The sequence below is a fragment of the Sphingobium sp. DC-2 genome (assembly GCF_000722555.1).
GTDB lineage: Bacteria > Pseudomonadota > Alphaproteobacteria > Sphingomonadales > Sphingomonadaceae > Sphingobium > Sphingobium quisquiliarum.
This window is the reverse complement of record NZ_JNAC01000051.1, coordinates 37,637-50,386: the sequence shown is the minus strand read 5'-3', so window position 1 is coordinate 50,386 and position 12,750 is coordinate 37,637. Positions and strand designations below refer to the sequence as shown.

Here is a 12,750-nt window from a genome sequence, read left to right as displayed (position 1 = left end):
GATCCCGCTTTGGGCGGATAATGCAAGACGCAAGGCGGATATCAATAATTATCCCCGGCGCGGATCAGTCAAGGCGGAGGATGGGATGTTTCTGAAGAACTGCTGGTATCTTGCGGCGTGGGCGGATGAACTGCAACCAGGGGCGATGCTGGCCCGGCAGATCGCGGGAGAGCATGTCCTGTTCATGAGAGGCGAAGATGACGGAGTTTCCGCACTTGCCGATCTTTGCCCGCACCGCTTCGTTCCGCTGTCCATGGGCAGCTATGAAGAAGGGCGGGTGACATGCGCCTATCACGGGCTGCGGTTCGACGGGCACGGGAAATGCATCCACAATCCGCATGGTCCGATCAGCGCGGCGCTGAGCGTCAGATCCTATCCCTTTGTCGAGCGGCATGCCGCGCTGTGGCTGTGGCTGGGCGAGGCGGAACTGGCGGACCCGGCGCTGATCACCGACCTGACCTTCATCGACGAGACAGCGCCTGAGGCGCGGGTTAAGGGACGGCTCCATTCGCAGGCTGATTACCGCGTGATGGTCGACAACATCATGGACCTGACCCATGCCGATTATCTGCACGCATCGACGCTGGGCGGCGGCATCAACACGATCGCGAAGGCGGATGTGGAACAGGATGGCGGCGCCATCACCATCACCTGGACGGCGGAGGATGAAGTGGTGCCGCCGATGATGCGCGGCTTTACGGGTCATGCGGATGGCGTGGGCGACTTTCTGAACCGCATCGCCTGGCACGCGCCGTCGATCATGGTGCAGGATGTGAATGTCGGCAGCACGGGGAGCCTTAAAAGCGGCCGCTGGAACCAGACGGCGCGGGGCTGCCACGTCATGACCCCGGAAACCGAAACATCGACCCATTATTTCTTCATGAATTGCAACAGCAGCACCAAGGCGCATCCAGAGACAGCGCCGATGGTCCGCGCCGCGCTGGTCGATGCTTTCTCGAACGAGGACGCGCCCATTTCTATCGCTCAGACCCAGCGCATCGCCGGGCGGGATTTCTGGTCACTGCGGCCCGCCATGCTGCCGTCGGACAAGGGCGCGGTGCTGGTGCGCCGGGCGCTTGACCGGATGATCGCCGATGAGGCGCAACGCCTGGTTGCTGCCTGACCGGGCGTGGAAAGCTATTTGCGCTGCCGATAGCCAAGCGCCATGAAATGCGTTTTATCTCGCCCGTCCGGCAATCCATAATCCGCGCAGGAAGAGGGAGCCGGTATGACCATCTTGGGTGTTGAAAGCGCGGTATTTGGCGTTGCCGATCTGGCTGAGCATGTCCGGTTCTGGAAGGATTTCGGACTGCCCCTGCATCATGAAGGGGCGGATGAGGCGGTGTTTCAGGTAGCGTCGGGCTCGCGGGTCGTGCTTTACCGCCATGGGGACCCCCGGTTGCCCGCGCCCGATCCCTTTCCCGGCGACGGCCTCAAGGAAACCGTCTGGGGCGTTCTGAACGCGCAGGAGCTTGACCGGATCGCCGCCAGCCTCGCCACGGAGGTCGAGGTGCGGCGTGATGCTGACGGGACGGTGCGGTGCGTCTGCCCCGACGGCCAGCCGATCGCCCTGCGGGTGTGGGCGAAACGGCAGGTCGTAAGTCACGCCAGCCCCGTGAACACGCCCGGTTCCTATCCGCGCTTCAACCAGCACCGCATCTGGCGTACACGCGCCATTCCCAAGACGATAAACCATGTCGTCTTCTTTTCGGCCGACTATGTCGGCAGCTTCGAATTTTACGAACGCCATCTGGGCTTTCGCTATATCGATCACAGCAAAGGCACGGGAATCTTCGCCCGCGCGCCGGGAACGTTCGAGCATCATTCGATCTTCTGGGTCAATTGCGACCTGCCCATCGCACCGGATCATTTCAAGTTCATGCACATCGCATTCGGGTGCGACGACATTGACGAAGTCATGCTGGGGGCGAATATACTGGCGGACAAGGGCTGGAAGAATGCCAGCATGAACAGTTCCGGCGGCATTTCGCGGCACCGCATCTCATCCGCCATTTATTATTATTGCGACATGCCCGGCAAGGCGGGCGAGGCGGAATATCATGCGGATACGGATTATCTGGACGACAATTGGATTCCGCGCGCCTGGGACTTTCGTTTCGGATCGCTTTTATGGGCGCATAATGCGCCGCCGATCTTCCGTGGGGACAATGTTCCCTGGGACATGACGTTCGACGCCGATCGCGCAAGCTTCGAACCTTATCGCAAGACGAAGCCGGGCAAGCGTCCGGTCACGGGAAAGCTGGCGGAGATTACAGAGGATGACGAGCACGCCCTTTAATGGGCGTGCCATCACCGCGCGGTGTTTCCAGATCGGGCAGGCTGACGCCTCAGCCCATTTCCGCGAAGGTTTCCGCGCACCAGTCGGCGATATAGTCACGCATCACCGTGCCATTGTCGGCGCCGCAATGTTCGACCTCGAAATCGGCCCTGGTGAAGATGCGCAGGTGGCGTTTGGCTGAATTGACCGCCTGATCGAAGCTGCGATGGGCGTTGTGCACCGGTATCTGCCGGTCATTTTCGCCATGGGTGACGAGGAAGGGCATCTTCATCTTCTCGATCTGGCCGTCCAGCGTGATGTTCGCGCAATAAGACATGAAGTCGTCCAGATTATCCTTGCCCCAGACCCACATCACATGGTCCCAATAATGCGGTACGGGATTTTCCCCTTCGGATGCCAGCCGCTCCTTCTGCCGCTCGCCCCAGACATGGTTCGCGCCCATGACGGCGCACAGGGCGTAACGCGGCTCGTTGGCCGCCACGCGCGGCGCATAATAGCCGCCGAGCGACAGGCCGAACATGCCGATCTTGGTCGGGATGACGTCGCTGCGGCCCAGCAGATATTCAAGCGCGGGCGTGCCCCAGCGTTCGGCATCGTAGACGGCCGCCAGATTGCGCTGCCGCAGCGCCTGCCCTGTCCCCGGCTGGTCCACGAACAGCGTGTTGATGCCCCGTTCCAGATTCACTGCGCCGTGACCGGCCAGGTTGACCTGTTCCTTCATGGAATCGAGGCCGTTGCATGACACAAGCGCGGGACGCGGCGTGCCTGATCCGTCATGGACGAAGATGGCCGGGAAGCTCGTGCCGTTTTCATAGGGGATTTCGACCAAATCCACATGCAGCCCGCGCAGTGCCACCCCCTTGCGGTAAAGATCGAGGCCCTTCTGGTAGGCGGCCCACCGGGGCGCATAGTCGCGGCTCTGCATCCGCTCCGCCGCCAGATAATAGCCAGCGGCACGAAGATATTTGGTGCCTGCGGAAAGCTGATAACCCTTTTCCTCGTCGGCTGCGGCATTGGCAGCGACCTGATCCGCCACCCTGATCCAGCTGTCGAACAGCAGGGCCGTGCCCGCATCCGATCCCTGCCGGGCGGCTTCCATGACAGGCCGGTTGGCTGCGTCGATCTCCCCATGATTGCCGCCCGCGACGAGCGCGAGGTTGGTGGCGAGGTTCCAGACATAATTACCGGGGAAGGGTTCGAACATATCCGCTCCTGTGCAGCGCGCGGCATCCGCCACGAACGGACCGCGCATCCAGCATCTAGAAGCGCCGCACCTGCCACCGATCAAATCCAAATTTTCGCTGGAAGCTATCCATGGGCCGCATGCCCCCTCTTCCCGCTGCGATCGAAGGCACATTCATGTGCCTACTTTACCCCTTCCGCCTCGCCCCGCAGAGTGGATGCGAAGCGGCGCTGACCGCGCGGAAAGGCATGAGCAACCTCGCGAAGGTCTGCGGCAATGCAGGAGGAGGACCGCCTTGGCTGGCAAGGAACAGGCGAACGAGATGCTGATACTGGACGGTCAGGGCAAGGAACTGATGAACGTCCGCAAGGTGGAGCGTGACGGCAATGACCTGGTCGTCACCGGCAAGATCATGGGCGCTATGCCAATGAAGGCCCGCCTCACCCCGGCTCAGGCCCGGGCAGGGCTGAAGATGCTTGATTGGAGGACAATCCTGTTCCTGCTAACCCTGCTATTCCGCAAGGGATAGGGCGGCAGTTCCCTGGCGGCTCATCGCTACTTCTTGGCAAAGTCCGGGTTGTTGCGGCTGAGATAAGCGCCCAGGGCCGCAAGATCGGCATCGCTGATCTCCGTCTTGCGATAGGGGGCCATGATCGACACGCCATTGCGCACGAAATAGGCCACCGTTTCCGGCGTCAGGTCCTTCCTTTCGGCGAGAAGGGCGGGCAGTTCGCCCCTATATTTGACCTGCAATGCTTCGGTGCCTGTGCGCCACGGGTGGCCGGGATTGCCAATGCCAGGGCCGTGGCACGACGCGCAATGATATTCGAACAGTGCGTGTCCGCGCTCGACCGCATTGGCGGTTCGCTTACTCGAATGCCCTGCGCCAGCGCTGATGGAAAGGAGGCATGCTGCGCCCAGAAGAAGCATCTTTTTCATGGGCTCAGGCTCCCTTCCGGTAGGTGCGGGGCCAGAAGCCGCCCCGGCCGGGCGCGATGATGCCCCTGGGATCGACCGCATCCTTGAGCGTTTCGCAGAAGGTCCGCAGGATATTATTGTTGAAATTATAGGTGCTCATCACCTGATCCTGGAAGGCGGGCGGAGTGCGATATTCGCCATAGCCATGCTGAGCCCCCAGGGTGATCAGCTTTTCCATGGTTTCACGCGACAATTTATTGACCTCAGGGTTGGAGCGGGATGTCGGCATGCCGGTGGCGAGGACGAAGGCACGAAAATTCCAGGTGAAGGGCGCGGAGAAGGGGCCATATGCCATGGGATAATCCACCTTCATGTCGCGCATGCCTTCGGTGAAGATACGCTGCGCCTTCAGCAGTTCTTCGCCGCTCCGCGCGAAAGTCGGGGAAAAGAGAAGGTGACCGTCGGCCGGTTCCGGGTTGGTCCGGTTGCGGGCGCTCAAGGTGAAGACATTCATGTTGGGCACGCCCACCAGCACCTTATGCTTGACCGCATCTTCCTGTTCGGCGGTCAGCGGGAAGCGCAGGCTTTCATAATCTTCGAACCTGACGCCCGGTATTGCCTTTTGGAACCGTGACCTCGCATATTGCCATTTGGCTTCGTTGACGGCTTCCGGCCCATAGAAGCTGACGCCCAATTCCCATGGCGCGACGCCCTTTTCCGCCGCATAGCGATTGATGGCGTTGCCATTCCAGACATCAGGTGCAAGACCGATGGCGCGCAATGCCGGGTCCTGAAACTGAGCGGAGAACATGGGCGATTCATAAAGCGCCATGCCGATCATGCCCTGGTCTTCCAGCTCGTTGGCGACATCGACAAGGGGGATGATGTCTTCACGCCGGGGAGGGTAGATCTTCTTGTGCAGGAAATGTTCGGGCTCCGGCATCAGATGGAAACCCATCTTGGTGACGATGCCGAAGCCCGCCTGCGAAAAGAGGCCATCGACATAGGGGCCGAAATTGCTGCGGAAATCGCCCCATGCATTCGATCCCGGCATCGCGCCCATGCCGGTGCGCATGACCTCTCCGTTGGGCAGGACCACCTCCATGCCGCAATGGGACCAGAAATGGTCGCGATAAAGATACCAGGTGTGGCCGACGCCGCGATCCAGCGCATTGCCCATTACGCCGCCCCACCCCGGATCGGGAACGTCGATCCACACCTTGAGCTTGCGCTCCTTGATATGGTCGTACAGATCGAAATAGGAGACGCCGGGTTCGACGATGGCGTAATTGCGCTTGTCGTTGACCTCGATGATCTTGTTCATGCGCTTGAGGTCGACGACGACGCTGCCGGACATGGTTGGCGCCGACCCGCCATAGCCCAGATTCTTGCCGGTGGAGATGGGGTAGAGCGGGATGCCGAATTGATTGGCGATCCGTACGACCGCCTGCACTTCCTCCACGGATGCGGGCGCTACGGCGGCGCTGGGCATGCGCTCCTCCGGCTCATTCCAGTAGGGCGAATAGGCGTCGCGATAGAGGCCCGCGTCCTCGTCGCTGCTGAACACCCATTGCGCGCCCACCGCATTGCGGAAGGCGGTGAGGGCGGATTGCCACTGGGTCGGAGTGACATCGGGCGGTCGCGTCATAGGGGGCTCCGTCAAATGGAGGAAAAGGTCAGGCGCGCCGGACTGGCGCGATCACCCAGGTGGCGAGCGGATCGCCGGTCTGTCCGGCGACACCGGCGGGCGCGGCATGGGTGCAATCCCGCCAGGCGGAGCGGGGCGCGACGGCAAGCCCGGCCGCCTGGCGCCCATAGCTTGCTCCGCCGGTGTCAAGCAGGCCGGTCATTGCGGCAGGGATGCCAGCGGCAGCGATATGGCGGCAGTTTCCGCCCTGATCCTCGAAATGCTCGATGCGCAGCATGACGCGCATCCCAAGGTCCCACGCCATCCGCTCAAGGCAGAAAAGCGCGCCCACATGCGTCAGACCGGCTATCGCCTGCGGCCGTTCGCGAAGAGTAGGAGCCAGCGTCCTGCGCCAGAGGCGCGACATATCATTGGCGAAGCCGAACGTGCGCAGGCCATGGGCAGCCGCTTCATCGCCAAAGTCACGTGCGGCGGAAAAGCGGCTGTCATAGAGGGCGATCTTCACCTGCTGTTCGGCCGGGAGATCACCCGCCAAAGCCGGTTCGATACCCAGTTCCCGCGCAGCGATGGCGGCCGCCGCCGAGTATAGAAAGCTGCGCCGAGTCACCATCGCTCTCTCCATATTTATGAGTGTACTCATTTTTAATGAGAGGCGTGGCGGAGTCAAGCCCGTTGACCCTGCCCTGCCATGATGGTTAGCCACAACAAGGATCGGGCCGGGACACAGGTGAAGCAGGAGAATGACGGTAGCGGGCAAATCCCTCAGCCGCCGCGAGCGCAACAAGCAGGAGAAGCTGGAACGCATCATTGCGGCGTCGCGCAAGCTGTTCCACAGCCATGGCTTTGAGGAGACCACGACCGCCCAGATCGCGCGAGAGGCGGGTGTCGCGGAAGGAACGCTGTTCCTCTATGCCGCGAAGAAGGAAGACCTGCTCATCCTGGCGTTCGTTGAGGAGATGAAGGAGGTCGTGATGGCGGCTTTCGAGACCATCGACCAAAGCGCGCCGCTGATCGAGCAGTTTCTGTCCTTCTTCCAGAAAATATTCGCCTACCATCATGCCGATCGGAAATTGGCGAAGGCGGTCCTGCGGGAAGTGGGATTTTACCGTGAACCGGGCTTGGGCGCGCAGGTCGAGAACATACCGATCGCATATTGCCTGACATTGATTGTGGAGAGAGCGAAAAAGCAGGGCCTGATCGATCCCGGCCTGCCAACGATGAACGCCGCGATGATGGCCTTCTCAGCCTATTGGTATTATCTGCGCGACTGGGTGAATGAGCGGATATCGGCCCAGGACTTCGCATCCGGGCTGCGCGATGGATTGAACATCCTCCACACCGGCCTGCAACCGGCTGCTGCCCGGCAGGACGGCCGGGACGGATTATGACTGCGCCGGCTAGGGAGCAGGCAGGAAAGCGGGGCAGCGCCAAGCGGGAAGCCGCGGAAGCCCGCAAGGCTGCGCTGCTGGAGGCGGCGCGCGCTTTGCTGGAAAAGGAAGGCTTCCACGATGTCAGCCTCAACGAAATATTGCGCCACGCAGGAGGATCGAAAGCCACGGTGGTCAAATATTTCGGTAACCGCAATGGCCTGCTCGCCGAGGCGCTGGCGTCTGGCGCACGGCAGAGAATGGTCGAACTGTTCGAAGAGGCGCGTTCCGCGGACCCTTCATCCTTGCGCACGGGATTGGAGCAGGCGCTTTCCGGCCTTCTGCGCTTCTATCTGCAACCTGAAGTCCTTCGCACCTACCGCGCCGTTTCAGCGGGCGCGGGTTATCCGCCGGAACTGGCGCGGGCATTTTATGCCAATGGCCATGGCGTCATCGTCGATGAGCTGGTCCGTTTCCTTGAGCCGTGGCGGGGCAAGGGCCTGAGGCGCGACATCGACCTGCCCACTGCGGTCAGCCGGTTGACGCATATGCTGCGCAGCAATCTCTTCGAACGTGCATTGTACGGCATCCTCCCCGATCCGCCCTCCGACGAGGAGATAAGGGAGGAAGCGGTGCAGACCGCCCGCCTCTTCCTGGATGGCGCCATGGATTGACCGGCTCTCCAATGATGTGTACCGATAGTACACATAAAGGTTGGGAGAGCGGTTATGACATTCTTGCGTAACATCTGGTATGTTGCCTGCTGGGATCATGAAATTGCCGAAGGAGCGCTGCTGGGCAGGCGGCTGCTGGACGAGGCGGTGGTGTTGTACCGCGACGCGGCGGGCAAACCCGTAGCGCTGCGTGACCTTTGCCCGCACCGGCTGGCGCCGCTCAGTTTTGGCAGGATCGTGGATGGTAGCCTGCGCTGCGGCTATCATGGTCTGGGCTTCGATGCGCAGGGGCAATGCGTCCATAATCCCTTTGGGCCGCCGTCCCGCACCATGAAGGTGCAAAGCTATCCCGTGGTGGAGCGTCACAGCGCGATCTGGATCTGGATGGGAGATTCGCAGGCGGCGGACCCGGCGCTGATCCCCGACTTCGGCTTCAACGACCCGGACGCGTTCTTCGTCGGCAAAGGCTATATCGGGGTCAAGGCAGGCTACGAGCTGGAGATCGAGAATATCCTTGACCTCAGCCATATCGAATTTTTGCACCCGGACACGCTGGGCAGCGACCAGGTGTCACAGGGCGAATATGCCTGCCAGGTGGAAGGCGATGTCGTCTGGTCGAACCGCACCGTCCATGGCGAAATCATGAACGAGCGCCTGTCCGCCCGCATGGGGGTGGAGCCGGGCCAGCCAGCGGACCGCTGGATTCATGTCCGCTGGACGATGCCCGCCAACATGGCGATCTTCGCAGGCGCAGTGCCATCAGGGCGGCCGCAGAAGGAAGGCCGCGAAACCCCGACGGCCCATTTGTTCACGCCTGAAAGCGCGGGCAGCACGCATTATTTCTACTCCATCTCCTTCCCGCGCGCGATGGGCGAATACGGCGCGCAGCTTGCCCGTGAGCAGGTCGAATTTCTTTCGGTTCCCTTCGCCACGGAAGATCTGCCGATGTTGCAGGCGCAGCAGGCCAATCTGGGCAGCGGCGGATTGCGCGACGCGCGGATCGGCTGGCTGCCCGGTGACGCCGCGGGAGCGAGGGCGCGCAAGATATTGTACGAACGGATTGATGCGGAGCGCCGCCTTGCCTCGCCAATCGAGGCCGCCGCAGAAGCACCGGCCGCCTGACCGCACCCGATCACATCTCCAGCAGCTGGTGCCGGTTGCGATAGGCGCTGGGCGTCATGCCGAAGTGACGCTTGAAGGCCAGGTTGAAGGAAAAGGGCGTGGCATAGCCGAATTCGTCCGCCAGGCTTTTGACCCGCGCACCTGCGGAGAGCCGGGCGGCGGCCGCTTCCATGCGCAGCCTTTGAAGATGCTGGTGCGGCGTCACGTCCATCAGTTCGCGGAACCGGGCGCAAAAGCCGGATCGCGAAAGGCCGCTGATGCGGGCAAGCGCGGGGAGGGTCCATCTTTCCCCCGGCCTGTCGTGCATCGCCGCCAGCGCCGTACCGATGGCGGGGTCCACCAGCGCGCGCAGCCATCCCGCCACCTGTTCAGGACGGGTCAGCAATTCGGATCGCACGATCTGCATGAACAGCAGATCGGCGATCCGGCTCGACACGACGGCATAGCCGCCCCTTTGGCTCTCCGCCTCCGCGATCAGGAACTGCATCAACTGTTGCAGCCAGGGCCCTATCTGCGTGTCCGCCGCGCGCAGATGGATGAGGCGGGGCAGGGCCAGCAGCAGCGGATGAGGCGTGTTTTCATCCAGTTCGAAAACCAGAGACAATAGGGTGGTTCGCGGCCCGTCGCCGGGGATGGAAATAGAAAGCGGATGGTCCAGCCATTCGCCCGGCGTCCAGCGCACGCCTTTGCTGCGCGCGACGACTTCGCGGATCGTCAGCGTTCCTTCGGTCTTCGGCGTGCAGGACAAGATGTGCCGGTCCCAGCGGGGGAACATCACCAGATCGCCCGGTACAAGCCGCAGGGGCGGCTCTCCCATACGGTCGAGCCACGCTTCGCCGGACACGATATAATGGGTTGGCGCGCCGGAGTGCGCCGTTTCGAAATCCACGCTCCATGGCGCGGCGAAGTCCAGCATCGCGAGCAGCGATCCGCGCAAATGGGTGTCGGCCAGCGCTTTGCTGAGATGATCCACGGCCACTCCTCTCCCGCTGGACGATTATAGCCTTGTTTCGGACGATGCAGCGGTTTTTCAGCTATTTTCATTTTGTATGATGCGGCGGAAACGACAAATCAACCGGAGAGGGAGCGCCATGATCATCAACGGCATCGACATGCAGCCAGGAAATGCGCCTTATCCCCGCAACCATTGGTATGTCGCCGCCTTTTCCAACGAAGTCACGCGCGAGCCGATGCATCGCCAATTGTTCGGCGATCCTGTCGTGCTGTACCGTACGGAGGACGGGGAGCCGGTTGCGCTGTTCGACCGCTGTCCGCACCGGGGCATGCGCCTGTCCATGGGCGGCACGTTGATCGGCGACAATATCCAATGTTCCTACCATGGTATTCAGTTCGGCAAGAATGGACGGTCCTGCCTGATCCCGTCCGGCGGCGCAGTCAGTTCCGCGCTGTCCGTGCATCGTTACCCGCTCAAGGAAATCGGCGGATGGATATGGGCGTGGGCAGGGGACCCCGCGGCGATGGACGAAAGACTGATTCCGGATCATGAGGAACTGGGCCTCACTGCAAAGGGATTTTATTCCTATTATGGCGTGAAGCTCGAAGCCAATTCCAACTACCTCTTCTCTCTGGAAAATCTGGTCGATGCCACGCACATCACCTATTTGCATCATGGCCTGATCGATTCCGGCAATGTCGCCTCTCATCCCTTCGTCTGCGAAGTCGATGGATCGCGCGTGTCGATGATCCGCGAGTTCAAGGATGAGATTATCGCTCCAATGGTGGCAAAGACCATGCACCTCCAGACGGAAAGGGCGGACAGGACGCTGGAATTGACCAGTTATGCCCCCAATCTGTGCGTCGTGCGCACCCGCTTCATCGAAACGGGGGAAGGCGGCACACGGCGCGACAACAGGCTGATCTTCGGCATCACGCCCGTCAGCCGGACCAAATGCTATCAATTTGTCTGTGTCGCGAACGACTATGAAAACAGGCATGAGACGCTGTTCGACGATCTGCGCTTCCTGCTGATGGAGGATGTGGTCGCGCTGGACGATATTCAGCGGCTCTATGACGAACTTGGGCCGGAGCGCGCGCCTGAAGTGTCCATTCGCGCTGACGAGGGGCAGATCAGGACGCGGCGCATCATTGCCGCCCAGGTCGCCGCCGAACGGGCAGGTGCGGCCATCGCCGCCGAGTAAGCCGCTTCACCAGGGAGACGGGAAGCAATGACGAGCGGATGGGATGCGGGCAGGCGCCTGTTGGTGATCGGCGCGGGCATATCGGGCCTGACGGCCGCGGCGGCGGCCGGTCAGCGGGGCTGGCAGGTGGATGTCGTCGAACGCAAGCCGCAGGTGGAGGATGGCGGCGGAGTCGGCCTGACGCTGGTCGGCAATGCAATGCGCGCGCTCGCCAGCATCGGCGTGGCGGAACAATGTGTCGCGGCCGGGATGCCTGCCGACATCATGCGCATGATGCATGCGGACGGGTCTTTCATGCTGGACAATCCCCTGCCGCGCATCGGCGGCCCTGAGTGGCCGGGGGGAACGGGCATCCGCAGAGCCGATTTCCACGCCATCCTCGTCGAAGCCGCAAGGCAGGTGGCGCGCATCCGCTGCGCAACGACGATGGAAAGCTGGGAAGACAGAGGCGACAAGGTGGACGTCCGGTTCAACGACGGCTCCCGTCAAGACTATGAACTGATCGTCGCTGCGGACGGTCTCTACTCGGCAACGCGTAGGGCGCTGATGCCGGAACTTGAGCCAAAGCTCACCGGACAGGCCTGCTGGCGCGTGCCGGTGCGCCGTCCGGCTGAGGTGCGCTGTACCCACCTTTTCCTGGGCGGCCGCCATGGCGCGGTCGGCATATGCCCGGTGTCCGAAGATCAGGCCTATCTCTACATCGTGCAATCCGATGACGGCGGCTGGCGGGATCCGGCGGCGCTGGACCGGCAGATGCGTGAGGAACTTGACGGCTATGGCGGGCTGGTGGCCGAACTGGCCGCAGAGATCGTCAACCCTGCCGATGTGAGCTTCCGCCCGCTGGAATGGCTGATCGCGCCGAAGCCATGGGGACGCGGCCGGCTGGTGATGATCGGCGACGCCGTGCATGCAAACCCGCCTGTGCTGGCGCAGGGCGCGGCGATGGGGATCGAGGACGCCGTCGTCCTTGCCGAAGAGTTGGACGGCGCGCAGGGAGGCATTGAAGGCGCACTCGCCCGCTTCATTACCCGTCGCTACGGCCGCGCCCGCCATGTGGTGGAGGCAAGCTGCCAGCTCGCTCGGCTGGAAACCGACGCGCATGAGGAGGTCGATGTAGCGGCGGTGATGCGCAGCAGCGCGGCGCGTCTGGCCGAACCCGTTTGACCGCGGGAAGGGCTCATGCCAGTCGCTGGCGGATGAGATGACGGAGTGCGGCCAGTCTTCGGCGGTCCGGGGCCGCCATCATCAGTGTTCACCTGCGGCCAATGTCCATTCTCCCCTTTTCGACAGGTGAATTCATCCGTTCGACTGGCGGGATGCACCGTTAAACCGAAATATATTGTCAGCACGGAAATGCTCAGCTTGGGAAAAGGCAGGGGG

The 12,750-nt window shown here is 62.1% G+C and carries 13 protein-coding genes; 8 read left to right on the top strand and 5 right to left on the bottom strand.

What is annotated here, in order from left to right; all coding sequences use genetic code 11:
* Window positions 1–85 precede the first annotated feature (85 nt).
* Both ET21_RS0111015 and ET21_RS0111010 read left to right on the top strand, forming a co-directional pair.
* Window positions 86–1,123: an aromatic ring-hydroxylating dioxygenase subunit alpha gene (locus ET21_RS0111015; protein WP_030539718.1), complete on the top strand. Its 1,038-nt coding sequence runs from the start codon at window positions 86–88 to the stop codon at window positions 1,121–1,123.
* A 105-nt stretch (window positions 1,124–1,228) separates the two neighbouring features.
* Complete coding sequence (locus ET21_RS0111010) at window positions 1,229–2,299, top strand: VOC family protein (protein ID WP_051768122.1); 1,071 nt, start codon at window positions 1,229–1,231, stop codon at window positions 2,297–2,299.
* 49 nt (window positions 2,300–2,348) lie between these two features.
* On the opposite strand, the gene ET21_RS0111005 is transcribed toward ET21_RS0111010, so the two are convergent.
* Window positions 2,349–3,503 carry a S9 family peptidase gene (locus ET21_RS0111005; protein WP_030539716.1) on the bottom strand — a complete coding sequence of 385 codons (1,155 nt, stop codon included), beginning with the start codon at window positions 3,501–3,503 and terminating at the stop codon, window positions 2,349–2,351.
* A 274-nt stretch (window positions 3,504–3,777) separates the two neighbouring features.
* Between ET21_RS0111005 and ET21_RS0111000 the strand changes: the two genes are divergently transcribed.
* Window positions 3,778–4,011 (top strand): hypothetical protein, encoded by a 234-nt coding sequence (locus ET21_RS0111000; RefSeq protein ID WP_021238968.1) that lies wholly within the window; start codon window positions 3,778–3,780, stop codon window positions 4,009–4,011.
* Between the two features lie 26 nt (window positions 4,012–4,037).
* Here ET21_RS0111000 and ET21_RS27065 read toward each other — a convergent pair whose 3' ends face one another.
* From ET21_RS27065 to ET21_RS0110985, 3 genes are read right to left on the bottom strand one after another with little or no spacing between them, the layout of a single operon-like run.
* Entirely contained in the window at window positions 4,038–4,421 is a 384-nt protein-coding gene (locus ET21_RS27065; protein WP_081856683.1) for a cytochrome c, read from the bottom strand.
* A gap of 4 nt (window positions 4,422–4,425) precedes the next feature.
* A complete protein-coding gene (locus ET21_RS0110990; RefSeq protein WP_030539713.1) occupies window positions 4,426–6,048 on the bottom strand; it encodes an FAD-binding oxidoreductase in 1,623 nt (540 codons plus the stop codon).
* Between the two features lie 28 nt (window positions 6,049–6,076).
* Window positions 6,077–6,658: a hypothetical protein gene (locus tag ET21_RS0110985; RefSeq protein ID WP_030539712.1), complete on the bottom strand. Its 582-nt coding sequence runs from the start codon at window positions 6,656–6,658 to the stop codon at window positions 6,077–6,079.
* A 130-nt stretch (window positions 6,659–6,788) separates the two neighbouring features.
* Between ET21_RS0110985 and ET21_RS26600 the strand changes: the two genes are divergently transcribed.
* The 3 genes from ET21_RS26600 to ET21_RS0110970 are packed head-to-tail and all read left to right on the top strand — an operon-like array spanning window position 6,789 to window position 9,211.
* The gene (locus ET21_RS26600; RefSeq protein WP_030539711.1) at window positions 6,789–7,436 is read left to right on the top strand and encodes a TetR/AcrR family transcriptional regulator; all 648 of its coding nucleotides are present in this window, start codon (window positions 6,789–6,791) and stop codon (window positions 7,434–7,436) included.
* Window positions 7,433–8,089 carry a TetR/AcrR family transcriptional regulator C-terminal domain-containing protein gene (locus tag ET21_RS28770; protein WP_030539710.1) on the top strand — a complete coding sequence of 219 codons (657 nt, stop codon included), beginning with the start codon at window positions 7,433–7,435 and terminating at the stop codon, window positions 8,087–8,089. The genes ET21_RS26600 and ET21_RS28770 overlap by 4 nt, the downstream gene beginning before the upstream one ends.
* 54 nt (window positions 8,090–8,143) lie before the next feature.
* On the top strand, window positions 8,144–9,211 hold the full coding sequence (locus ET21_RS0110970) for an aromatic ring-hydroxylating dioxygenase subunit alpha (RefSeq protein WP_030539709.1): 1,068 nt from the start codon (window positions 8,144–8,146) through the stop codon (window positions 9,209–9,211).
* A gap of 10 nt (window positions 9,212–9,221) precedes the next feature.
* On the opposite strand, the gene ET21_RS0110965 is transcribed toward ET21_RS0110970, so the two are convergent.
* Window positions 9,222–10,184, bottom strand: a complete 963-nt coding sequence (locus tag ET21_RS0110965) for an AraC family transcriptional regulator (RefSeq protein ID WP_030539708.1) — start codon at window positions 10,182–10,184, stop codon at window positions 9,222–9,224.
* 118 nt (window positions 10,185–10,302) lie between these two features.
* Here ET21_RS0110965 and ET21_RS0110960 point away from each other — a divergent pair, with 118 nt between their 5' ends.
* Entirely contained in the window at window positions 10,303–11,370 is a 1,068-nt protein-coding gene (locus ET21_RS0110960) for an aromatic ring-hydroxylating dioxygenase subunit alpha (RefSeq protein ID WP_021238976.1), read from the top strand.
* 27 nt (window positions 11,371–11,397) lie between these two features.
* Window positions 11,398–12,534: an FAD-dependent monooxygenase gene (locus tag ET21_RS0110955; protein WP_030539707.1), complete on the top strand. Its 1,137-nt coding sequence runs from the start codon at window positions 11,398–11,400 to the stop codon at window positions 12,532–12,534.
* Window positions 12,535–12,750: the final 216 nt, after the last annotated feature.

Coding starts and splice junctions, on each gene's coding strand:
- ET21_RS0111015 (WP_030539718.1), top strand. CDS start 86: ATGTTTCTGAAGAACTGCTGGTATCTTGCGGCGTGGGCGGATGAACTG.
- ET21_RS0111010 (WP_051768122.1), top strand. CDS start 1,229: ATGACCATCTTGGGTGTTGAAAGCGCGGTATTTGGCGTTGCCGATCTG.
- ET21_RS0111005 (WP_030539716.1), bottom strand. CDS start 3,503: ATGTTCGAACCCTTCCCCGGTAATTATGTCTGGAACCTCGCCACCAAC.
- ET21_RS27065 (WP_081856683.1), bottom strand. CDS start 4,421: ATGAAAAAGATGCTTCTTCTGGGCGCAGCATGCCTCCTTTCCATCAGC.
- ET21_RS0110990 (WP_030539713.1), bottom strand. CDS start 6,048: ATGACGCGACCGCCCGATGTCACTCCGACCCAGTGGCAATCCGCCCTC.
- ET21_RS0110985 (WP_030539712.1), bottom strand. CDS start 6,658: ATGGTGACTCGGCGCAGCTTTCTATACTCGGCGGCGGCCGCCATCGCT.
- ET21_RS26600 (WP_030539711.1), top strand. CDS start 6,789: ATGACGGTAGCGGGCAAATCCCTCAGCCGCCGCGAGCGCAACAAGCAG.
- ET21_RS28770 (WP_030539710.1), top strand. CDS start 7,433: ATGACTGCGCCGGCTAGGGAGCAGGCAGGAAAGCGGGGCAGCGCCAAG.
- ET21_RS0110970 (WP_030539709.1), top strand. CDS start 8,144: ATGACATTCTTGCGTAACATCTGGTATGTTGCCTGCTGGGATCATGAA.
- ET21_RS0110960 (WP_021238976.1), top strand. CDS start 10,303: ATGATCATCAACGGCATCGACATGCAGCCAGGAAATGCGCCTTATCCC.
- ET21_RS0110955 (WP_030539707.1), top strand. CDS start 11,398: ATGACGAGCGGATGGGATGCGGGCAGGCGCCTGTTGGTGATCGGCGCG.